Origin of the sequence: Bifidobacterium sp. ESL0775 (assembly GCF_029395475.1) — a bacterium.
Lineage (GTDB): Bacteria > Actinomycetota > Actinomycetes > Actinomycetales > Bifidobacteriaceae > Bifidobacterium.
In genome coordinates this window covers 1383164-1406223 of the sequence record NZ_CP113917.1, presented here as the reverse complement: position 1 = coordinate 1406223, position 23060 = coordinate 1383164, and the positions used below count along the sequence as shown (strand labels likewise).

17 protein-coding genes are annotated in these 23060 nt (G+C 56.1%); 9 read left to right on the top strand and 8 right to left on the bottom strand.

What is annotated here, in order from left to right:
- Window positions 1-258: 258 nt before the first annotated feature.
- Window positions 259-1941 carry a phosphate acetyltransferase gene (gene pta, locus OZX73_RS05195; protein WP_277148194.1) on the bottom strand — a complete coding sequence of 561 codons (1683 nt, stop codon included), beginning with the start codon at window positions 1939-1941 and terminating at the stop codon, window positions 259-261.
- Window positions 1942-2142: 201 nt separating this feature from the next.
- Window positions 2143-4623, bottom strand: a complete 2481-nt coding sequence (locus OZX73_RS05190) for a phosphoketolase (RefSeq protein WP_277148192.1) — start codon at window positions 4621-4623, stop codon at window positions 2143-2145.
- Window positions 4624-5071: 448 nt separating this feature from the next.
- On the opposite strand from OZX73_RS05190, the gene OZX73_RS05185 reads away from it, so the two are divergent.
- The 5 genes from OZX73_RS05185 (at window position 5072) to OZX73_RS05165 (ending at window position 11594) form a co-directional block, all read left to right on the top strand.
- Entirely contained in the window at window positions 5072-6658 is a 1587-nt protein-coding gene (locus OZX73_RS05185; RefSeq protein ID WP_277148190.1) for a DNA methyltransferase, read from the top strand.
- Window positions 6655-7752: a hypothetical protein gene (locus tag OZX73_RS05180; protein ID WP_277148188.1), complete on the top strand. Its 1098-nt coding sequence runs from the start codon at window positions 6655-6657 to the stop codon at window positions 7750-7752. Before OZX73_RS05185 ends, OZX73_RS05180 begins: the two co-directional genes overlap by 4 nt.
- Before the next feature lie 63 nt (window positions 7753-7815).
- Complete coding sequence (guaA, locus tag OZX73_RS05175; RefSeq protein WP_277148186.1) at window positions 7816-9378, top strand: glutamine-hydrolyzing GMP synthase; 1563 nt, start codon at window positions 7816-7818, stop codon at window positions 9376-9378.
- Between the two features lie 129 nt (window positions 9379-9507).
- Window positions 9508-10707, top strand: a complete 1200-nt coding sequence (locus OZX73_RS05170; protein ID WP_277148184.1) for an MFS transporter — start codon at window positions 9508-9510, stop codon at window positions 10705-10707.
- A gap of 38 nt (window positions 10708-10745) precedes the next feature.
- The gene (locus OZX73_RS05165; protein ID WP_277148183.1) at window positions 10746-11594 is read left to right on the top strand and encodes an aldo/keto reductase; all 849 of its coding nucleotides are present in this window, start codon (window positions 10746-10748) and stop codon (window positions 11592-11594) included.
- A gap of 136 nt (window positions 11595-11730) precedes the next feature.
- Here the strand turns inward: OZX73_RS05165 and OZX73_RS05160 are convergent, their stop codons facing one another.
- Window positions 11731-12075 (bottom strand): hypothetical protein, encoded by a 345-nt coding sequence (locus OZX73_RS05160; protein WP_277148180.1) that lies wholly within the window; start codon window positions 12073-12075, stop codon window positions 11731-11733.
- 190 nt (window positions 12076-12265) lie between these two features.
- Between OZX73_RS05160 and OZX73_RS05155 the strand changes: the two genes are divergently transcribed.
- Window positions 12266-13438: an ArgE/DapE family deacylase gene (locus tag OZX73_RS05155; RefSeq protein ID WP_277148178.1), complete on the top strand. Its 1173-nt coding sequence runs from the start codon at window positions 12266-12268 to the stop codon at window positions 13436-13438.
- A 136-nt stretch (window positions 13439-13574) separates the two neighbouring features.
- On the opposite strand, the gene OZX73_RS05150 is transcribed toward OZX73_RS05155, so the two are convergent.
- Complete coding sequence (locus OZX73_RS05150) at window positions 13575-14912, bottom strand: nucleobase:cation symporter-2 family protein (protein WP_277150935.1); 1338 nt, start codon at window positions 14910-14912, stop codon at window positions 13575-13577.
- A 216-nt stretch (window positions 14913-15128) separates the two neighbouring features.
- Here OZX73_RS05150 and OZX73_RS05145 point away from each other — a divergent pair, with 216 nt between their 5' ends.
- Window positions 15129-15413: a hypothetical protein gene (locus tag OZX73_RS05145; RefSeq protein ID WP_277148176.1), complete on the top strand. Its 285-nt coding sequence runs from the start codon at window positions 15129-15131 to the stop codon at window positions 15411-15413.
- 16 nt (window positions 15414-15429) lie between these two features.
- Here the strand turns inward: OZX73_RS05145 and OZX73_RS05140 are convergent, their stop codons facing one another.
- On the bottom strand, window positions 15430-16008 hold the full coding sequence (locus tag OZX73_RS05140; RefSeq protein ID WP_277148174.1) for a xanthine phosphoribosyltransferase: 579 nt from the start codon (window positions 16006-16008) through the stop codon (window positions 15430-15432).
- A gap of 355 nt (window positions 16009-16363) precedes the next feature.
- Between OZX73_RS05140 and OZX73_RS05135 the strand changes: the two genes are divergently transcribed.
- Both OZX73_RS05135 and rpsD read left to right on the top strand, forming a co-directional pair.
- Window positions 16364-19093, top strand: coding sequence for a UvrD-helicase domain-containing protein (locus OZX73_RS05135; protein WP_277148172.1), 2730 nt, complete (start codon window positions 16364-16366; stop codon window positions 19091-19093).
- Between the two features lie 264 nt (window positions 19094-19357).
- Window positions 19358-19984, top strand: a complete 627-nt coding sequence (gene rpsD, locus OZX73_RS05130; RefSeq protein ID WP_277144570.1) for a 30S ribosomal protein S4 — start codon at window positions 19358-19360, stop codon at window positions 19982-19984.
- A 125-nt stretch (window positions 19985-20109) separates the two neighbouring features.
- Here rpsD and OZX73_RS05125 read toward each other — a convergent pair whose 3' ends face one another.
- The 3 genes from OZX73_RS05125 to trpX are packed head-to-tail and all read right to left on the bottom strand — an operon-like array spanning window position 20110 to window position 22969.
- A complete protein-coding gene (locus OZX73_RS05125) occupies window positions 20110-20964 on the bottom strand; it encodes an ATP-binding cassette domain-containing protein (RefSeq protein WP_277148170.1) in 855 nt (284 codons plus the stop codon).
- Window positions 20961-21884: an ABC transporter permease gene (locus OZX73_RS05120; protein WP_277148168.1), complete on the bottom strand. Its 924-nt coding sequence runs from the start codon at window positions 21882-21884 to the stop codon at window positions 20961-20963. The genes OZX73_RS05125 and OZX73_RS05120 overlap by 4 nt, the downstream gene beginning before the upstream one ends.
- Complete coding sequence (gene trpX, locus OZX73_RS05115; protein WP_277148166.1) at window positions 21881-22969, bottom strand: tryptophan ABC transporter substrate-binding protein; 1089 nt, start codon at window positions 22967-22969, stop codon at window positions 21881-21883. Before trpX ends, OZX73_RS05120 begins: the two co-directional genes overlap by 4 nt.
- Between the last annotated feature and the right edge of the window lie 91 nt (window positions 22970-23060).

Sequence of the window (23060 nt, the reverse complement as noted above, 5' to 3'; positions counted from 1 at the left end):
TAATTGACCCGTGGATGTTACCACGGCTACCAAGTTCTCAGCTTACTCACGAGCTGTTACAAAGAGGATTGCAATTAATTTAAGATTGACTTAGTTTTTGGATATAGTTTCAGTTTCGTAGTTGGTCGTGTGGGGTTGGAATAAACTTTCTGTGGACACTCAAGGCCGTTCGGCCAAGCCTACGCCACAGAAAGTTTATTCCAACCCCACACTCATGTTTCGTATCTTAAATTATGTTGATTATTTTGAGGTTAATTATCATTGCTGAGCTTCTACGGCGGTGAGGGCGACCGTGTTGATGATGTCCTCTACCAGGGCACCACGTGAGAGGTCGTTGACGGGCTTGTTGAGGCCTTGCAGCACCGGGCCGATGGCGGTGGCACCGGAAGTGCGCTGCACGGCCTTGTAGGCGATGTTGCCGGCGGCCAGGCTCGGGAAGACAAAGACGTTGACATGGCCTGCCACGTCGTTGCCCTTGGCTTTCGTGGCGGCCACGGTGGGCGACCAGGCGGCGTCGAACTGGATGGAGCCAACGGCCGGCAGATCCGGGGCCTTCTCGTGGACGAGCTTCGTGGCCTCTTCGACCAGGTCGACATCCGGGCCCTTGCCGCTGCCGAGGGTGGAATAGCAGAGCATGCCCACCTTCGGGTCCACGCCGAAGGCGCGGGCGGTGTCGGCGGACTGGATGGCGATGTCGGCCAGCTGTTCGGCGTTCGGGTTCAGGTTGATGGCGCAATCGGCGAAGACCGCGACATGGTCCTTGAAGCACATCAGGAACGCGCCGGAGACCAATGAAGCGCCGGGCTTGGTCTTGATGACCTGCAGTGCCGGGCGAACGGTGTTGGCGGTGGAGTTGATGGAACCAGAGACCAAACCGTCGGCCTTACCAAGTACGACCAGCATGGTGCCGAAGTAGCTCGGGTCGGTCAGCTGCTTGCGGGCCTGCTCCTCGGTCATGCCCTTCTTGGCGCGCAGCTCGCACAGCTTGGCGACCATGGGCTTCAGGACCTCTTCGTCGTCCATCGGCTGATAGGCCGCCTTGGAAAGCGAATTGAGGCCGAGTTCCTTGCCGCGCGCGAGGATGGCTTCCTTGTCGCCGACGATGATGAGCTTGACGATGTCGCGCTGCAGCAGATAGTCCGCGGCCTTGATGATGCGGTCCTCAGAGCCTTCAGGCAGCACGATGGTCTTCTTGCCGGCCTTGGCCTTGGCCAGCAGCTCGTTCTGGAAGGCGTATGGGGTGGTGGGGGCGTCGAACGGTGTGCGGGCGGCGGCCACGACCTCATCGGCCGGGGCGTTGTCGGCAAAAGCCTTGGCGGCCTTGTTGGCGGCATCAGGATCAGAGTCGGAGGAGAAGTCAACGGCAGGGATGGTCCAGACGGGTACAGGGGAGTCCTTCAGGGCTTCCTTGGCGTCGGCGGCCTTCTCGTCGGTGCAACCAGTGACGAAGATCCCGGCGACTTTTCCGCCGGCCTTTTCCACCTCAGCCGTGCAGGTGTCCACTGTGGCCTTAACCTGTTCGCCGTTGCGGGGAATGGTGCAGATGGCGAGGAATGTCTTGGCCTTGAGGTCGGAGGCGATTTCGGCATTGAAGGTGAACGCTTCCGGATCGAAGATCGCGGATCCGTCGCTTCCGACGATGACCATGGAATCGGGGTTGGTGCGCTCGAGCTCGGCACTGTAGGCCGCGACGATGTCACCGCGGGCCGCGCTCTTGTCTTTTCGCGCGCACTTGGGGCACACGGCGCGAACCTGGTCGATGGACTGGCCGGCGTTGGCCGCCTTGAGCAGCTCGTCGGTGAAGGTCTCCTTCTTGCAGGCCACCGGACGGAACACCGCCGTCTTGCCTTGGGCCGCCAGGGCTTTCACCACGCCGTAGGCCACAACATTGCGGCCGTTCTTGCCTTCAGGACTGGCGATATAAATGACTTCGTTTGCCACGATGTAACTCCTTTGTGCATTATGCGCACGATTGTTTCGATCAACAACGATATCGATCCCTTCCATTTTATGCGAAGGTGTGACGTAGGGAATGTTTCCGCATCGCAAAGAACATAACCGACAACAAAAGGGACATCAGGCCGAAACCTGATGTCCCTTTCATTACGTGGCTACGTGAAGCGCAACCGGGTAAGAATTAGCTCACTCGTTGTCGCTGCCAGTGCTCATGGCGGCCTTGGCGGTCGCCTTGGCGTCCTGGTTCTTCACGTCGGAGTACACGAAGCCGGTGTAATCCGGATGATCGTAGCCCTCGTCGACCGCGAACTGGAAGGCGTCCTTGCGGAACTGCTCCAGCTTGTCGATCTCGTGGCCGTACTTGTCGGCGTCGAGGGTGCGCAGCACCTCGGCGGTCAGCTCGTAGCGATCCATGTCGTTGACGCGCACCATGTCGTACGGCGTGGTGGTGGAGCCCTCTTCCTTGTAACCGTGAACGTTGAAGTTATCGTGGTTCGGGCGGTTGAAGATGATGGACTGGATGTCGTGGGCATAGGAGTGGTACGCGAAGAGGACCGGCTTGTCGGCGGTGAAGAGTTCTGTGAACTCGTCGTCGGTCAGGGCCTCGTCGTTGTCCTTGGGGCTCTGCAGCTTCAGGATGTCAACGACGTTGACGACCTTGAACTTGATGCCGAACTCCTTGAGCTTCTCGCTGGCGGCCATCGTCTCCAAGGTGGGGACGTCGCCGACGCAGGCGAGCACGATCTGCGCTTCGTCGTTGTTCTTGGCGGTGGAGGCCCACTTCCACTCGGCTGCGCCCTTCTCGAGCTCTTCACGAGCCTCGTCGAGGGTCTGCCAGGTGGCGGCAGGCTGCTTGCCGGCGAAGATGGCGTTGATCTTGTTGGTGGACTTGAAGGACTTCTCGGCGACGGCCAGCAGCATGTTGGCGTCGGCGGGGAAGTACTCGGCCACGACATGGTCGTTGTTGAACGTCTTGTTCAGCAGGACGGAGCTCACGCCCGGGTCCTGATGGGAGAAGCCGTTGTGATCCTGACGCCACACGTGCGAGGAGATCAGCATGTTGATCGAAGCGACGGGCTTGCGCCACGGGATGTGACGAACCGTGGCCTCGAGCCACTTGGCGTGCTGGTTCAGCATGGAGTCGATCACATGGGCGAAGGACTCGTAGGTGCTCCAGATGCCATGGCGGCCGGTCAAGACATAGCCCTCGAGGAAGCCTTCCATCTGGTGCTCGGAGAGTTGCTCGATGACCTGGCCGGTGACAGCCATGTGCTCATCGGTCTGCTCGGAGAGATAGCCGTTGTCCCACTGCTTGTTGGTGACCTCATAAGCGGCCTGCAGACGGTTGGAAGCGGTCTCGTCAGGTCCGAAGATGCGGAACGAATCCGGGTTCATCTTGATGATGTCGCGGGTGTAGTTGCCCAGCTGGCGGGTGGCCTCAAGCTGGCCCCAGCCGTGGCCGAACTCCTTGACGCCCTTGACTTCGTAAGCGTCGAGATCGGGGAGCTTCAGATCCTCGCGGATGCGGCCGCCGTTGGCGTTCGGGTTCTGGCCCAGACGCAGTTCGCCTTGCGGCATGAACGCGGTGACTTCGGGACGGATGGCGCCCTTCTCGTCGAAGAGCTCTTCCGGCTTGTAGGATTCCATCCAGCCCTTGAGGACCTGGAAGTGGGCCTCGGTGTCGCGGGCGCTGGCCAGCGGCACCTGGTGGGCGCGCCAGGAGCCTTCGGTCTTCTTGCCGTCGATGTACTTCGGGCAGGTCCAGCCCTTCGGCGTGCGGAAGATGATCATCGGGTAGGTCGGGCGATCCATGTCGTCGGTCTGAGCCTTGGCCTTGATGTCGCAGATCTTGTCGAAGACCTCTTCGAGCATGTCGGCGAAGCGGCGGTGGATGGACATGTGGTCCTCATCGTCGAAGCCAGCGACGAACTCGTAAGGCTCATAGCCCATGCCCTCGAAGAACTCGTGGAGCTCCTCATCGGGGATACGGGAAAGAATGGACGGGTTGGCGATCTTGTAGCCGTTCAGGTGCAGGATCGGCAGCACGATGCCATCGGTGCGCGGGTTGACGAGCTTGTTGGACTGCCAGCTGGTCGCGAGCGGGCCGGTCTCGGCCTCGCCATCACCGACCACCGCGGGCACGAAGAGGCTCGGGTTGTTCATGATGGCGCCATAAGCGTGGCTCAGCGCGTAGCCGAGCTCGCCGCCCTCATGAATGGAGCCCGGGGTCTCCGGAGCGTAGTGGGAGGGGATGCCACCCGGATAGGAGAACTGGCGGAAGAACTTCTGCAGTCCGTTCTCATCCTTGGTGATGTTCGGATAATACTCGGTGTAGGTGCCGTCGAGATAGGACTGCGAGGTGCCTGCAGGGCCGCCGTGGCCGGGACCCATGATGAACACGGTGTTCTGCTGGTGGTCGGCGATGAGACGGTTGATGTGGCCGAACAGGAAGTTCAGGCCCGGGGTGGTGCCCCAGTGGCCCACGAGACGGTACTTGACGTCCTTGCGGGTGAAGGGCTCCTTCATCAGAGGGTTGCTACGCAGATAAATCTGGCCGATGGAAAGATAGTTGGCGGTGCGCCAATACTTGTCGACTCCTTCGAGAGCCTCATCAGAAACCGGCTTGCCGAGCTTCTTCCACGGGGTGCCAATAACAGGACTAGTCATTTATGCTCCTGTACTCCTGTACACATTGTGTGCAATTGATTATTTTCTTCAGGCCCAAACCCTTGCTACTATTGATGTTCAGGGTTCGTGCCCAATCGATGTTCACTTTACGTGCCGACTCAGACTTTTGGACGTTTTTTTGCACCTATGTGCACAATTGGGATATTTTTGTTAGGTAATGGTGTATTCTACAAAAAATATGTGAGATTTCCGCACGTAAAAAAACAACTTATAAACGTTGGAATTGAGCCGAAAATCATGAGCTGCCAACGCTTATCGATGTTCGATTCACAGAAAATTCACGCGGCGTGTTGTTTTTTGTGGTGTTGTTTTTTGTGATGTTGCTTTGCACACTTTAAGCATAAAATCGGGTCATTATTTAAATGACAAGAGTTTAATATAATTTTATATACTATAAATTTTTGAGTTTTAAATATAAGGGATTGTCGTGTTACTAAACAACAAGGCTTCATCAGATATATTAGATGCTGATCATTTGTTTGATGACCGCCGAGTATATGCAATGCATAAGTATTGGGGGAAGAAGCCAGGAAGTGATATTCGCGAAATTCTGTTGAAATATACCAATCCCGGGGATCTTGTTTTTGATCCGTTTGCAGGATATGGTGGAGTTGCAATAGAGTCTGTTCTCACCGGTAGAAACGTTATCAGTAATGATTTGAATCCAGCGGCAAACTTTATAAATAGGAATGTTCTTTCCGAAGATGTCGATTTTTCTCGTTTTGATTTGATGCTACAGAGAATCAGTCAACAAATACACCCTTACATAAAAAAATATTACACATATATTAAGAATGGTGAGGTAAAAGAGATTATCTCGATTCTACGAGATAATAATGATGTTCCTTTATCGATTAAAGTCAAACCATCTTCAGGCAAGGCTCAAGTTATTTCATTAAATGAACAAGAAAAAAATGATTTAATCGAAGCGGAACAAGCAATGGTTATTAAAGATTGGTTTCCCGATGATCATTTATTTGAAAATCCACGTATTTCGGCAAAAAAGAATATGAGGATTAAGGATTTATTTCCGAAACGCTCTTTGTTTTTCCATGCCAAACTTCATGCGTTGATTTTGAATTTGCCTGATTCCACAGAAAAAGATTTGTTACTTTTTGCTTTCACTGCGAATCTGGCTAATGCCTCGAGATTGGTACCTCCAATTAAAAGTAGAGGCCAGCTTTCATCTGGGGCATGGATGACAGGTTTTTATACGGGAAAAACATATATAGAAAATAATGTATGGCATTATTTCCTCAACCGTGTAAAGCGTATCAAGGACGGTAAAAAGCAGTTTTTACAGTTAATCCCGGATAAAGATAACCGTGGTAGATATAAAATAACAAATCTGAATTCTAAAAATTTAATCAATTTTCCTTCCAGATCTGTTGATTTTATATTTACTGATTTTCCTTATGGGGATACCGTTCCATATTTCGAGCAAAGTATCATTTGGAATTCTTGGCTAAAAATGCCGGTGGATTATGACGATGAGATTGTTATTTCAAATGCAATCTCTCGTGAACATGACTGTGAAAGGTTTAAGAACGATATTTTTGCTGCTTGTAAAGAAATTTATCGTGTGCTTAAAACAGATCATTTCTTCGCTTTTACTTTCAATTCTTTATCGGGTTTTGAATGGGAGGCTATCGTTAACGCGGTAATATCTTGCGGTTTCCAGTTAAAGTCTCTTGATGTTATCGTGCAGAAAACTTTTTCTCCCAGGCAACTAAATAGGAAAAAGGTTATTCAAGGAGATATGTTATTCGTCTTGGTTAAGAGAGATGTCGTTCCAAACGTAAAAGCCCTATCTAAAACAGAGACACAGAATTTTGTCCGAAAAATTATTACTGAAGCTTTATCCGTTTCTTCATTATCGACTAACCGAATAATCCAAATTGTCATTCAAACAATTTTCAAAGCTGAAGTAACTGTAGATGAATTGTCTTTTGATAAGTTATTATCAGAAATTGCTGATTATGACAGCGAAGTCAACGAATGGAGATTGGTATGAACACTACTTATGAACAGTTAAGTGAAAGATTTGACAATAATGATTTTGACGTGATAAATCAAAATCCGGAACAAGCTAAGCGATTTTATTATGTCAGAAGTGTTTCAAAACAACAACAAATAAGGCCTCTTGCAGAGAATTTTGGGTTAGACGCAACTCTTCATACGGCTGAAATAGTTAATGAAGTTTTTGACAGTGATGATATAACCGTGAATGACATCAAAGAGTTTATCAATCAACAATATGTTCTTGAACTTGAGAACAGGGAATTAACTCAGGATGAATTGGTAACGGAACTTTCACAATTGCATAGTTTAGATTGGGGAGGCTCACAGGCTGATAGCTTGGAAAAAAACATAGTTCATAATTATGTTGACAAGTTGCCAAGATATAGAGATATTTGTGAAGCTGTTGAAGGAAGGGTTTTTGAAAGTATGAGGGGTTATACCATGACATCTTGGTATAATCATTGGAGTTCTATTCTTATTGAGGATATATTTAAACAAAGTGAACATATCACTCCTACTGTAGGCAGAATTCAAAAAATTGATTTCTTCATTAATGATGTGCCTTTTGACTTAAAAGTCACATATTTTCCAAAGCAATATCTAGAAGATTGTTTCAGAAAGCTGCATGAAGGCAGTGAGATAGCGCAAGTAAAGAGGCAGTGTAGAAGAGAACACATTTCTGTGAATCCCGATGGAATTCCTCAGAGGGGATTGAATGAATATCTGCAGAATTGTTTACGGGAAAGAACGCGATCAGAAGATGCGCAGGACTTCATTCAAAATCTTGATATTAAAAAGAGGCATTTTGTCGAAGATGCAATGCAAGATTCAGTTTCTCTAGAACGGTGGTTATATGAACATCAAGGAGAAAGACGTTTTGATGCTGCTAATCGATTTTATTTGATACTCGTCAATACAAATAATATGTTTGAATCATGGAAGCTTAAGCGTAATTTGGACTTGTTGAAGACAAGTATAAATGAAAAGCTGGAAGAATGCATTGAGAATGGACCGGACCTTATTCACTTCAATTGGCAAAATCAGCAATATACTGCAAGGTGTGAGATACTTTTCATTACAGTTTGATTGGTTTAGTATCTCGTTATAATCGTAAAAATATCAATTTCATAAATTTCGTAGGGAGAATCCATGGCAAAAGGTCCAGTGCTTGTCGTTGACTTCGGCGCGCAATACGCCCAGCTGATCGCGCGGCGCGTGCGCGAGGCGCATGTCTATTCCGAATTGGTGCCGCATTCCATGCCGGTGGACGAGATGCTGGCCAAGGACCCGAAGGCCATCATCCTTTCCGGTGGCCCTGCTTCCGTTTACGAGCCTGGCGCTCCCGACATCGATAAGAAGATTTTTGAGGCCGGGGTGCCGGTGCTCGGCATCTGCTACGGCTTCCAGGTCATGGCCAACGAACTGGGTGGCAAGGTCGACAAGGCCGCGCTCGGCGAATACGGCAAGACCGAAGTGGTGATCGACGACGCCGAGGGCGTGCTTGCCGATTCTCCCGCGGAGCAGACCACTTGGATGAGCCATGGTGTCGCCGTCGAGGAGGCGCCGAAAGGCTTCAAGGTGCTCGCGCACACCGAAGGCGCGCCGGTCGCGGCTATGGAGGATGAGTCCCGCAAGCTTTACGGCGTGCAGTGGCATCCAGAGGTCAAGCACACCCCGCTCGGCAATGAATTGTTCTCCACGTTCTTGCACCAGTGCGCTGGTCTGCCCAGCGATTGGGACGCCGACAACATCATCGACACGCAGGTCAAGAAAATTCGTGAGGAGGTCGGCGACGCCGAGGTCATCTGTGGGCTTTCGGGTGGTGTGGATTCCGCCGTCGCGGCGACCTTGGTGCACAAGGCCATCGGCGACCAGCTCACCTGCGTCTTCGTCGACCACGGCATGCTGCGCAAGGGCGAGGCCGAACAGGTCCGCCATGATTTCGTCAAGGCCACTGGCATCCGCCTCATCGAAGTCGATGCTTCCGAGGAGTTCCTCACGGCCCTGAAGGGCGTCACCGAGCCGGAACGCAAGCGTAAGATCATCGGAGAGAAGTTTATCCGCACCTTCGAAAAGGCCCAAAAGCAGGTGCTTGAGGAGGCCGGCGCACGCGGCAAGGAAGTCAAGTTCCTCGTGCAGGGCACGCTTTATCCGGACGTCGTCGAATCCGGAGGCGGCGACGGCGCGGCCAACATCAAGTCGCACCATAACGTCGGCGGCCTGCCTAAGGACGTCAAGTTCAAGCTCATCGAGCCGTTGCGAAGCCTCTTCAAGGACGAGGTGCGTGCCATCGGCACCAAGCTCGGCCTGCCGGATAATATTGTCTGGCGTCAGCCGTTCCCAGGTCCGGGTCTTGGCATCCGCATCATCGGAGAAGTCACCAAGGAACGTCTCGACCTGCTGCGCGAGGCCGACGCCATCGCCCGCGAGGAAATGACCAAGGCTGGCCTCGACCGCGACATCTGGCAGTGCCCGGTGGTGCTTCTGGCCAACGTCCATTCCGTGGGCGTGCAGGGCGACGAACGCACCTACGGCTCGCCGATCGTGCTGCGTCCGATCTCCTCCGATGACGCGATGACCGCCGATTGGTACCGTCTGCCCTACGACGTGCTCGCCACGATCTCCACGCGCATCACCAACGAATGCCGCGGCATCAACCGTGTGGTGCTCGACTGCACCTCCAAGCCGCCGGCCACCATCGAGTGGGAGTGACATTGGCCGCGCTCATCGCGTAATCAATGAGCATTGACAGCAGTGCCCTGCGTTTCGGCGTAAGGGCACTATTGTTTTTGTTTTGTAAGGAATAAAAATAAGTATCGGCAAGATATCGAAAGGAATAGCGTGAGCAAGCGCAAACGCACATGGTTGGTTATTCTTGGGCTGGTATTGGCCGGGGCGAACCTCCGCATGCCGATCACCATGATGCCGCCGCTCCTGCCGGACCTCAAAGCCGAAATCGGTCTGCCGACCTCGTTGGCGGGAATCCTGACCACCATTCCTCTTCTGGCTTTTGCGCTTGCCTCGCCTCTGATGGGCAGGTTCGGGGCGCGGCATGGCAGCGTGAAAGTGCTGGTGATGGCGCTTGCCGTGTTGAGCGTCGGCAGCTATATCCGCATCATCCCGTCGGTCTGGGCGCTGCTGATCGGAACGGCCGCGCTTGGCATTGGCATCGCCGGTGGCAATGTCCTCCTGCCCGCGGTCATCAAAGAGCGATTCCCCAAAAGCATCGCCGGCAAGACCACGCTCTACACCACCGCGCAGGTGCTGGTCGCCTCGTTGGGCACCGCCACCTCAGGCGTCATCGCCTCACATATCGGCATCAAAGGCAGCATGGGATTGTTCGCCACCATGGGCCCAGTCGCGCTGATTGCATGGCTGCTCATCTGGGTCTCCAGGTCTTCCGGCGACAGCAAAATCGAGGCGAAAGCCGATGCTCGTCCGCTTGTCGACAGGACACCGTGGCGCTCGCCGTTGGCATGGGTAATCCTGGCCTATTTCGGCATGCAATCGATGTTGTATTACTCGTTGCTCACCTGGCTGCCGTCGATATGGCAGGCGGCCGGCTTCAGCGCCGTGGTCGCCGGCAACCTCGCCACGCTTTTCCAGCTCAGTGGCATGCCGCTGACGATGACGGTGCCGATGATCGCCGAGCGCAAGCACGGGCTGGCAATCGTCAACGGCATCGCCGGGGGAGGCTTCGCATTGGGGATACTGGGCGTTCTCGTTCCTGGCGCGAATCTGCCACTCAATGTCATATCCGCGATTTCGATGGGACTGGCGACAGCGGCCTCGTTCAGCATCTGCATCGTGTTCTTCCAGAAGCGCACCACGTCGGCAGCCGACACCGCCCGGCTGTCGGGCATGGCACAGTCCGGCGGCTACCTCTTCGCCGCCATCGGCCCGGTCGCGCTGGGCGCTTTGAACGGTCTGCTTCATACGTGGACCCCAATCATCCTGCTCGTCCTCGTCGTCATCGTCACGATGTTCGCCGCCGGTCTCGTCATCATCCGTCATCGAGATATCTACGAGGGGCTAGACTGAACAGCATCGGTTTCACGACGAACTGAAAGGCAGAAGCAATGACGATTCTCACCGATACCTATAAGCTCAACAACGGCGTGAAGATTCCCAAGATCGGATTCGGCACTTGGCAGATTCCCGACGGCGAGGTGGCTTACGATTCCGTGCGGATGGCGCTGGACGCGGGCTACCGCCACATCGACACCGCCTACGTCTACGGCAACGAGCGCAGCGTCGGGCGCGCCATCCGCGAGTCGGGGATCGCACGCGATGAGATTTTCGTGACCTCGAAACTTCCAGCTGAAGTCAAGCAGAGCGACTGGGTGTTGCCGCATTTCGAGCAGACCATGGAAAACCTCGGGCTTGACACGCTCGACCTCTATCTGATTCACGCGCCTTGGCCGTGGAGCCATGCGGGACACATGCGCATGGATGAGGAGAATCTCGCCGTATGGGGCGAGATGGAGAAGATATACGCAACCGGGCGTGTCCGTGCGATCGGTGTGTCGAATTTCGATGACCACGATTTGAAGAACATCCTCGACCACTCGCAAACCGTGCCCGCCGTCAACCAGATTCAGTATTACATCGGCGCCACCGAACCCAGAAACAGGACGTTCGCGCAATCCCACGGCCTTTTGATCGAGGCTTATTCTCCGCTGGCCACCGGCGGGCTGCTTGGCTCTCCCGAGCTCAAGACGATGGCCGAGGAATACGGCGTCTCCACCGCCCAGCTGGCGATTCGCTACTGCCTGCAGAACGGCATTTTGCCACTGCCCAAGGCCACAAGCCGGGCCCATATCGAAGCCAACGCCCAAGTCGACTTCACCATCAGCGACGCGGACATGACCAAGCTGAATGGCTTCGACGACCCGAATCCAGATGGCCATAATCCTAGCCAGCGCTGAGCTTATTCCGGTCATGATTCATGGCCGAGAAACAGAACGGCCGCGGCTTCAATGTCCATTGATGAAGCCGCGGCCCGTTTGGACTGCCTTGTATGTGTCTTCTAATTAATCGCCCTGAAATTCAGAGGTGAAAGCATCACGGCTGTATGGTGTCGAGCAGGGCTTCGATCTCGCGATTGCGCCGTTCGACATCGGTGTTCTCCGTCGTAAACAGCTCGAGGATCTGCTGGGCGACATTCAACGTTTCCTTGTCGCGTTCGCCTGCGTCCGTGAACGTCGAGATATTGAGGAACGTCTCCAAGGATTTCGGATCGTTGTCCGTTATCGCGCGTCTCACGATTCCCCGCAACATGATCTTGAGGTTCCTTGTGCTTTTGCGGTCCGCCCTGCGGCGTTCGAAATAGGGGAGGAACAAGGCGACCAGTACCGCGGCGGTCTCCGCGACGGCTGTGGCCCATTCGGCAACCGATCCGATTTCCATGACTTCACCAGCTTTTCCTTGAAATACACAACAACTCATGAAGTGTACACCTATGGAGACGCAACAGTGGGCGGAAACGGAACTCGCGTTTGTCCGGATATGGAACGATATTTCCCATTTGGCAACGTGGCAATGACGAAAGCGTGATTTAATGGAGTTGGAACAACCATGCTGTGTGAAAGGAAACAATATGAATGAAAACGAAGCCATGGACCTGCTGCGCAAGTTCGTCGGACTCCACACCGAGAACGGCAACGAGAAGGTCGTCGCCGATGAGATCAAGGCGATTTTCGATAAGGCCGGTGTGCCTTGCAAGGTGATCCCGCTTGAGGAGGACCCGACCCGCGCCAACCTGGTCGCCGAACTTGGCCATGGAGAGCCGATCCTCGGCATCACCGGACACATGGACACCGTCTCGGCCCAGCAGGAAGGCTGGAAGACGGACCCGTTCAAGGTCACCGAAGACGGCGATCTGATCTACGGCCGCGGCGTGACCGACATGAAGGCGGGATTGGCTGCCATGGTCTTCGCCATGCTCGACTTGAAGAAGCATGAGGATCAGATGCACGGCACCGTGCGCTTCCTGGTCACCGCCGGCGAAGAGGTCGGCATGCCGGGCGCCACCGCCATGCAGGCCCAAGGCTATATGGAAGGCGTTGAGGCGTTGCTGGTCGGCGAGCCTTCCGGCTATAACATCGTCTATGCCACCAAGGGTGAGCTCAACATCAACATCGACGTGAAGGGCAAGGCCGCCCACAGCTCGACCCCCGAGCGCGGCATCAACGCCGTCGAGAACCTGCTCGAGTTCCTCGACACCGTCTCCAAGCGCATCAAGGGCGCGGCAGAAGGCAAGAGCAACCCCGTGCTCGGCGACACCGTCTACAACATCGACGTCATCCGCGGCGGCCAGCAGGTCAACGCCATTCCCGAATCCGCCAGCGCCGAGATCAACATCCGCATCATCCCCGAGTTCGACAACAAGGAGATCCTGGGCATCCTCGACGAGGAAATCGACAAGTTCAACAAGAGCCACAAGGCGACCGTCTCCTACACCGTGGGCATGGATATCATCCCCGTCATCGGCCCGAAGGACGCCAAGCTCGCCGACATCGCCAAGTCCGTGGGCGAGCGTCACCTGAAGGAGCAGGACAAGCCCGCCGAGATCCCGATGTTCGGCGTCTCCGGCGGCACCGACGGCAGCGTCCTGCTGCTCGACAGCCCCAAGGACACGGCTTACGTGATGTTCGGGCCGGGCAACGACACGATGCATTGCGTCAACGAGAGCCTGCCGAAGGCGATGTATTTCGACTTCATCGGCATCTACGACGACATCATCAACGAGTACATGGGCATCGACAAGTGATTTATTGGGCATGATGCTCGGTTTGGCTTGTTGTCTTTAGAACAAATCGAAATCGCATAATGGCTTGGTCCCACCGAATTAACGAATTTCGGTGGGACCAAGCCATTTATTGGTGTTTATTATCGGTAGTTTCTTTTTAGTTTTTGCTATCTTTCGTGTCGGCGTCAGCAGCCTTCGTGCGCGTGTTGACCAGGAAGTGTTCCTCGCTGGGGAGCACGGCGTTCAAAATCACCGCGACCACGAACGAGACGGCGATGCAGTTGGTAGCGAAGATCGACTGGAAGAGCTGTGGGAAGTGGGCGAAGATGCCGCCGACTTGTGTGAAGCCGATGCCGATGGTCAGGGATAGCGCCGCGATGGTGGTGTTGCGTTGGCTGAAGCCCGCCTCGGCGATCATCTGGAAGCCGGAGAGGATGATGTTGCCGAACATCATGATGGTGCAACCGCCGAGAACGGCCTGAGGCATGGAGTTGAAGAGCTGTGCCACGCCCGGCACAAAGCTGGCGAGGATGAGAATCAGCCCGCCGGAGAGGATGACCTTGCGGTTGACGACCTTGGTCACCGCGACCAGGCCGATGTTCTGTGCGAAGGAGGTCAATGGTAGGCAACCAAAGAGACCGGAAATGGTGGAGATGAGGCCGTCTCCGGCGATGGCTCCGGAAGTCTCCTTGTCGGTGGGCAGACGGTTCAATCCGACTTGCGAGAGCGCGGCGGTGTCGCCCAGGACCTCAACGGACGAGACGACATACAGCAGAGCGAAGGAAATAATGGAACCGATGTCGAAAGTCGGGGCGAACGGCATGAAATGCGGGATGCTCACGACCTGCAGGTGCTGGAATCCGGAGAAATCAACCTTGCCGAAGAAAATCGCGACGATGTAGCCGACGACCAGGCCGAAGAGGATGGAAAGCTGTTTGACGGTGCCTTTCATCAGGAGCTGGAAGGCGAGGCAGGCGACCAGCGAGATCAGGCCCAGCGTCAGGTTCTGCCAGCTGCCGAAGTCCTTGGCTCCAGCGCCGCCGCCAAACGAGGAAGCGCCGGTGGAAAGCAGGGAGAAGCCGATTGAGGTCACCACAATTGCCGAAACGATCGGCGGCACGTATTTCTTCCAGAATTGCGCCGTGAGACCAAGAATCAGCTCAAGCAGGCCGCCGACGATGACGGCTCCGACAAGCGCCCCGTAGCCTTGTTTGCCGACGATGGCGGTGGCTGCGGCGACGTAGGTGAAGGAAATGCCGGTGACCATGGGCAGGCGGCTGCCGACGCGCCACAGCGGGTAGAGCTGCAGGCAGGTGCCGAGGCCGGCCACCAAAAGGCCGTTCTGGATGATCATCGCCGATTGCGCCGGCGTCAGATGCGCGGCGGCGGTCACCAGGAAAATCGGGGCGAGGTTGGCGACGAACATCGCCATGACGTGCTGCAGGCCGAAGGGGATGCCGCGCCAGAACGAGATCTGTCCATCGAGGCTGGTCAGCGCCTCTTCGGTGCTGGGTTTTGGCTGTTTTGCCTCATCTGCAGCGGTGTCATGGCCGTCGCGTTTTCGCCATGGCAGGTGGGAGGCCAGGCCTGAAGCGGGCTTTTTGCCAGATGAAGTCTGCTGGGTGGGTGAAGTCGCCGCCGTTTCGCTTTTGGCGTTGTCCTCATTATCCGATTGGAAGGTGTTCGATGGTTCGGCCCCATTCTGGGTGCCGTGCTGATCAGTGCTCAAAGGGTCTCTTTTCCTGATGAAATTGAGATAGTGCTGACAGCCAAAAGTGTACGCCCGGCAGTGGGCAGTTTGGTTTTGTGGGTGTTTCTCGGGGATGATCCGGTTTGTTACGGTATGAACAGCCTGGGGATATTGCGATTGTTTGCGGCTCTGGAACTCGCACAGTGTCATGGAGAATGTGAAACGGGAAAACTATCCGGACGGATAACAAAAGCGGCCGCCGAAGAGATTTTCGGATTGGCCGCTTCTGGTTTGAACGATTATTAATAATGAATATAAGAACTCAAGCGAATTCGATGGTGCCTTTTTCGCCGTCCATCGCCTTCACGACGGCGAGCGAGGCGACATCGTAGCCAGCCTCTCGCAGTTCCTTGCCGCCGCGCTGGAAGCCCTTTTCGATGGCGATGCCGATACCTTCGATAATGACCCCCGCCTCGTTGCAGATGTCGATCAATCCGTGCATGGCCTTGCCGTTGGCGAGAAAGTCGTCGATCAGGAGAACATGTTCGCCGGGGGTAAGGAAGCGCTTGGAGACGATGACCGGGAATTCCTTCTGCTTGGTGTAGGAATAGACGCGTGCGGAGTACTGGTCGCCGTCGAGGTTGATGGATTGCGATTTCTTGGCGAAGACGACCGGGACGTTGTTGAAGTGCTGGGCCGCGATGCAGGCGATGCCGATGCCGCTGGCCTCGATGGTGAGGATCTTGTCGATTTTTTTGCCGGCGAAGATGCGAGCCCATTCCGCTCCCATGTGATCGAAGAGCGTGACGTCGCACTGGTGGTTCAAAAAGGCATCGACCTTGAGCACGTCGCCCGGCTTCACGGTTCCGTCCCGACGAATCCTGTCTTCAAGTTCCTTCATGTCATCCTCTCGTTTCCGTCGGTAGGTCGTTACGTCGATGCCCCTGCAACGCGTATATATGGTCTAAGAGCATAATCTCGGGCGGTGACGTTCATAAGGAATGTCTAGAAAAAGCAATCAATTTGATTTATATTCATTATTTTTATGAAAAAACGACACGCACGATGACGTTATCGCTCTTCCATTGACTCGGCGGTTTCAAGATTTTCCATGAACGGTCCGGCAATAATGGCGAGTAATGGAGTGTCCGATTATCGTTTTGATGACAACTGGATGTGATAGAAATAAAGACCTATGGCACGGGCGTGGACCTGTACGAGGGCGCCCGCACGATGGCTTTTTGAAGGGAACAGGTGTGGCACAGGATCCGGATTTGATTGCACGAAGCGCCGAGGAACTGGTCGGCGATCTCAACGAGCAGCAGGCGAAGGCGGTGCGGTATCGTGGGCCGGCGCTGCTCATCGGCGCGGGTGCAGGGTCGGGCAAGACGCGTGTGCTCACCAGGCGCGTCGCCTGGATCCTTTCGCAATTCGGGGCCTGGCCAAGCCAGATCCTGGCCATCACCTTCACCAACAAAGCGGCCGCCGAGATGCGGGAGCGCCTGGAGACCTTGATTGGCCCAGTGGCGGAACGTATGTGGATCTCGACCTTCCATTCCGCCTGCGTGCGTATCCTTCGTCGTGATGGCCAGGCCATCGGCCTCAATTCCGGCTTCTCCATCTACGACACCGCCGACAGCCAAAGGCTCATCAAGCTCATCGGCACCAGCCTCAACATCGATCTGAAACGCTATACGCCGCGGGCCATCCTCGGCCAGATTTCCGATTACAAGAACAAGCTCGTTGGCTGGAAGGAACTGCTCAAGACCTACGCACCTGATTACACGCCGGGCCAGCAGGGCTACCAGCTGGGACGCTATGACAACGCAGAGGCGCTTTACGCCGTGGTCTATGCTGAATACCAATACCGGCTCGCAGCGGCCAATGCGGTCGATTTCGACGATCTGATCGTGCGCACCGTCGAATTGCTGCATGATCATCCCGAGGTGGCGGATTATTACCACCACAAGTTCCGCTACATCCTGGTCGACGAATACCAGGACACCAACCACGCCCAGTACCAGCTGGTGCGCGAGCTGTCCGGCATCGACGACAAGCAGGGTGGCGGCGAGGTGCCGAACCAGCCCACCGCAGGCCGCGAGGGGCCGGCGTGGGTCACCGTCGTGGGCGATTCCGACCAGTCCATCTATGCTTTCCGTGGCGCCGATATCAGCAATATCCAGGACTTCGAAAAGGACTTCCCGGGTGCCCTGACCATCATGCTGGAGCAGAACTACCGCTCCACGCAGACCATCCTCGACGCCGCCAACGCCGTCATCTCCAAGAACACCGGCCGCAAGCCCAAGAAGCTCTGGACCTCGCTCGGCAAAGGGGAGCCGATTGTGGGGTATGCGGCCGATAACGCCCAGCAAGAGGGCGCGTGGATCGCCAATGAGATCGCCAACCTCAGGAGCGAGAACGGGTACCGCTATTCCGACATGGCCATCATGTACCGCGCCAACGCGCAGTCAAGGGCGCTTGAGGAGGCGCTGATCAACGCAGGCATCCCGTACCAGCTCGTCGGCGGCACGAAATTCTATGAGCGCCGAGAGGTCAAGGACGCCATCGCCTATCTGCAGGCCATCACCAACCCTGCCGACAGCGTCAACATGCGCCGCATCATGAACACGCCCAAGCGTGGGCTCGGAGCGCGTGCCGAATCCATGGTCGCCGGTTATGCCGAGGCCCATAACGTACCGTTCTGGGGCGGCATCGAGCACATGGACGAAATCCCCGATTTGCCCACACGCACCCGCAAGATGCTCGAAGAGTTCCGCGACCTGATGCGCGGGCTGATGCAGTTCGCCGCCGACCATGACTCCAAACCCTCCGAGATCGTGGCGGAAGTGCTTGGCAAATCCGGATTGCTTGAGGAACTGCAGCGTTCCACCGACCCGCAGGATGAGTCGCGCGTCGAGAACCTTTCTCAGTTGCAGTCCGTCGCCGCCGAGTTCGAGCAGAAGACACCGGACGCCACTCTTGCCGGATTCCTCGAGACCACGGCGTTGGTCGCGGATTCCGACCAGCTGCCCAGCGAGGGGGAGGACACAGGCAAGGTCACGCTGATGACTTTGCATACGGCCAAGGGCCTTGAGTATCCGGTCGTGTTCCTCACCGGCATGGAGCAGGGCACGTTCCCGCACTCGCGCTCGCTTGAGGACGAGCAGGAGTTGAGCGAGGAACGGCGTTTGGCCTACGTGGGCATTACCCGCGCCAAGCAACGGCTCTACGTCACCCGTGCGGCAGTTCGCTCGCAGTGGGGGCAGACCGCCGACATGATGCCTAGCCAGTTCCTTGACGAGATTCCCGACGAGCTCATCGACTGGAAGCGCCGCGAGGCTGGTGTCGAGCGCATGCATTCCGGCTGGAGCTCAGGTGGAGACAATGACTTCGATGACGAATTTGGTGGTTGGGACGATGATGATGATTTCTCATCCGGTTCAGCGTTCGGAGCTTCGGGGTCGTCTTCATACGGTGGTTCGCGCGGTTCCGGTCGTTCCAGCTATGGCTCATCGTATGGTTCGCGTTCCGGTTATGGCTCATCGTATGGCTCACGCTCGGGTTCGTCGCAAGGTTCGCGCTCAGGCTCCCATTCCTTATACGGCGCGGGTTCCAGCTACCGCGGCTCTTCATCGCGTTCAGGGTACGGTTCGCGTTCTTCCAGCGGCTCATCATTTGGCTCGCACTCCGGCTATGGTTCGTCCTCGTACTCTTCCGGCTCCCATACTCGCGGGGGCAAGGTGACTACCCGTCGCTCCACTGCTAAATCCGCGTCACGTTCGGTTCCGGCCTCATCTCTCAAGAAGGACAACAAGCTCGATATCTCCGATTTCAGCATCGGTGACAAGATCACCCACGACCAGTACGGTCTGGGCACGGTCATCGACACCCAGGACAAAGGCCGCAACTCGATCATCACCGTCGACTTCGGCTCTGACGGCGTCAAGCGCCTGATGCTCCGCGTCGCCCCGATCGAAAAGTTGTGAATGAACCAGTTTCCATGGTTGTGAACGATAGGCTGGAACACTTGGCTTCGTCCACGGTCTGCGAGTACAATAAAACTTTGTGTCTGCCATAAGGCGGGCATTATCTGGAGTCTTAGCCCATCAGTGGGTCGGCGGCTTTCTCATGCAAGTGATGAAGGTCGTTGGCACTTGGCGCCATGAAGCACTGGAGAGGCCCGGCTCAGCGCGGTTTCTCGCGATTCCGCGTTCCGTTCAGATAACGACAGAATACAAAGGAACAATGCAATGACCAACATTCAGCGTTCTCGCCGTCAGGTGCGCCTTTCGCGTGCCCTCGGCATCGCACTGACCCCCAAGGCTCAGCGCATCTTCGAGAAGCGTCCGTACGCTCCTGGTGAGCATGGCCGCACGCGTCGCCGCACCGAATCCGATTATGCGGTTCGTCTGCGCGAGAAGCAGCGTCTGCGCGCCCAGTACGGCGTCTCCGAGAAGCAGCTTCGTGCAGCTTATGAAAAGGGTACCCACACCAAGGGCCAGACCGGCGATGCAATGCTCGTCGATCTCGAGACCCGTCTCGACGCTCTGGTGCTTCGCGCAGGCTTCGCCCGCACGACCGCCCAGGCACGCCAGTATGTCGTGCACCGTCACATCATGGTCGACGGCAACGTGGTGGACCGTCCGTCCTACCGCGTCAAGCCCGGCCAGACCATCCAGGTCAAGCCGAAGAGCCAGACCATGGTTCCCTTCCAGATCGCCGCTGAGGGCGTGCACCGCGATGTGCTGCCCGCCGTCCCCGGATACCTGGACGTCAACCTCGCCTCGCTCAAGGCGACTCTCACCCGCAAGCCGGAAACCAAAGAGATTCCGGTCGAGGTCAACATTCAGTACGTCGTCGAGTTCTACGCTCGCTGATTTCTGAATCCCATTCCTTTTAGGACATACCGCAAGGGCCCTGTGAGTTTCAAGCTCACAGGGCCCTTGGCGTTGTCGAGGATGTTTTCTTCGGTTTGATTCCTGTCGGAAAACGCTTCGTGTATTTAGAACCCATCCTCGAAGAACTCAAGCAAATCGCTCATCGTCAGTTTCTTCTTTTGCGCGGCGTTCAGATCGCGGACGATCTGGCCTTTTTGCAGCACGATAAGCCGGTTGCCGTATTTGAGGGCATCATCGAGACGGTGCGTGATCATCAGACAGGTCAGGTGCTGTTCGGTGATGGTGCTCGCAGTGATGGCCATGAGCTGTTTGGATGTCTTCGGGTCAAGGGCTGCCGTGTGCTCGTCAAGCAGCAGCAGATCGGGTTTGGTGATGGTCGCCATGATGAGACTCAGCGCCTGACGCTGGCCACCGGAAAGGTTGCCGGCGGGAGTGTTCAGATGCTCCTCAAGCCCGTTTCCGATGCCCTTGCACAACTCGTAAAACCGGTCGTGGTTGGCGGCCATCTCGCGCATTTTGAAGCGACGAGGCTGTCCACGTCGGGTGGCCAGCAGCAGGTTCTCCGCTACCGTCATACGTGGGGCCGTTCCCATTTTCGGATCCTGGAAGACGCGGGCAATGTATTTCGCGCGTGTCTCCTGAGTGGTCGAGGTGACGTCCTCACCATTGAGCAGCACGCGCCCTTTCGTGGGATGGATGCCGCCGGCGATGACATTGAACAGGGTGCTTTTGCCTGCGCCGTTGCCGCCGAGCACGGTGATGAAATCGCCGGGTTTCACTGCGAGGTTGGCGTCGCTCAGAATCTCCTTAGTGTCATCCATTCCATTGTCGACGACCACAGAGCAGTGCTCGACCGCCAGGCGGATGTCCTTCGGATTGCCCGCTTCCTTCATTTCGACAGTGCTGGCCGTCGGTGCGGATGCAGTTTCATCTGGCTTTTTCATGGTTTCGTCCTTCATGCCTTCACCTTTCCGCTGGCCTGCACAACGTCGTTCTTCTTGAAGTACTTTTCGAATCCTGTGGTCAGGTGCAGCGCTCGTTTGAACTGCGGGATAAGCATGCACAGCGAGAGCACGACGGCCGAGAAGAACTTGAGATACGTGGTGTCGAAGCCGAGCCGAATGACCAGCAGAATCAGCAGCTGGTAGATGATGCTGCCGACCACGGTGGCGAGCATGCGCTGGAAGAAGGAGAGCTCGCCGAACAGGACCTCGCCGATGATGATGGAGGAGAGGCCGATGACGATGGTGCCCACGCCCTTGCTCACGTCGGCGTAGCCGTCATGCTGTGAGATGAGCGCTCCGGAAAGCGCGATCAGCCCGTTGGAAAGCATGAGGCCTACGTTTGTCATACGCTCGGTGTGAATGCCAAGCGATTTGGCCATCGATTCGTTGTCGCCGGTGGCGATGTAGGCCTGCCCGAACTCGGTGTTGAAGAACAGCGACATCAGCCCGATGACGATGGCCACGGCCAGGAGCCCGATGAAAACGGTGTCGTAGTTTTCCGGCAGGTTCAGCGGAATAAAGACGTCCTGGATTTTCGGAAGGTTCAGCAGCGAAAGGTTCGGCGATTTCATGACGAAGAGCATCACGGAATTCAGTGCGGACATCACCAGAATGCCGGCGAGCACGACGGGAATCTTGCCTTTCGTATAGAGCAGACCGGTCACCAGACCCGCGCACATGCCGGCCAGAACGCCGAGCAGGGTGGCGAGGAACGGGTTGACGCCAGCGGTGATCGCCGCGACGCACACCGCACCTCCCAGCGGGAACGAGCCTTCCGTCGTCATATCGGGGAAGCCCAAAATACGGTAGGTCATGAAGATGCCGAGGCCGAGCATGCTCCAGAGCATGCCCTGGCCGATCGATGAGATAATCATTGCTTGCCGACCTCCGTGCTGACGAGTTTCGCGTTCTTCATCAGGTCGTCGGGGATGGTGATGCCGAGCAGCTGCGCCTGCTCCTTGTTGATGATCGTGTCGCCGGTGGTGAAGGTGTAGACGGGGGTGGTGGCCGGCTTGCTCTTGCCTTTGAGGATGTTCGCCGCCATCTTGCCGGTCTGGATCCCCAGCTGGTATTGGTTGACGCCGATGGTGGCCAGTCCGCCCTGCTTGACCATCGTGTCTACGGAATTGATCACCGGCCGCTTCTTCTTGTTGGCTTCCTGCGTCACGGTGGGCATGGCGTTGGCGATGGTGTTGTCAAGCGGGGTGTAGATGAAGTCGCACTGGTCGCTCATCACCTGCACGGTCTGGGCGATCTCGTTGCTGGACGGCACCGCGAACTTCTTGACCTGCAGCCCGAGTTCCGTGGCCGCCTTGGTGGCGGTCTCGACCTGCGACTTGGAATTGTCCTCGGTGGAGGAGTAAAGCATGCCGACCGTCTTGGCCTGTGGCATCAGCTGCTTGCCGAGCTTGATTTCCGCGGCGACCGGCGGCTGGTCGGAAACGCCGGTGATGTTCTTTCCAGGGGCCTTCATGTCCTTCACCAACCCTGCGGCGACGGGATCGGTGACCGCGCCGAGCACGATCGGGGTGGTGCTTGTGGCGTTGGCCAGTGCCTGTGCGGCGGGGGTGGCGATGCCGACCAACACATCGGATTTCTTGTTGACCAGTTGCTCGCTCATCGTGGCGAGCTTGCTTTGGTCGGCCTGTCCGTTCTGGTCGAGGATCTGTATGTTCTTGCCGTCAACGAAGCCTTCCTTTTTGAGCTCGTCGACCACGCCTTTGTGGATCTGGTCGAGCGCCGGATGGCTGACATATTGGAGGATGCCGACGCGTTTCATGCCGCCTTTGGCGGCCGACGATTGCACCGTCTGGCTGGTGGCCTTGCCGCCGGTCGCTTCCTTGATGCCGGCGCGTCTGCCCAGTTCGTAGGTGAATCCACCCACGAGGATGAGGGCGATGACGATGATGGTCGCGGTCAGCGCTTTGCCGTGTGCCGCCTGTGGTTTGTCGTTGCTCATGATGTTCTCTTGCTCTTTCGATTGATTGTCCGTCCTTGCGCCAAGTGGGGTGCATGGTCAATGTATCGGCATATCAGCGAATCAAGCCGAT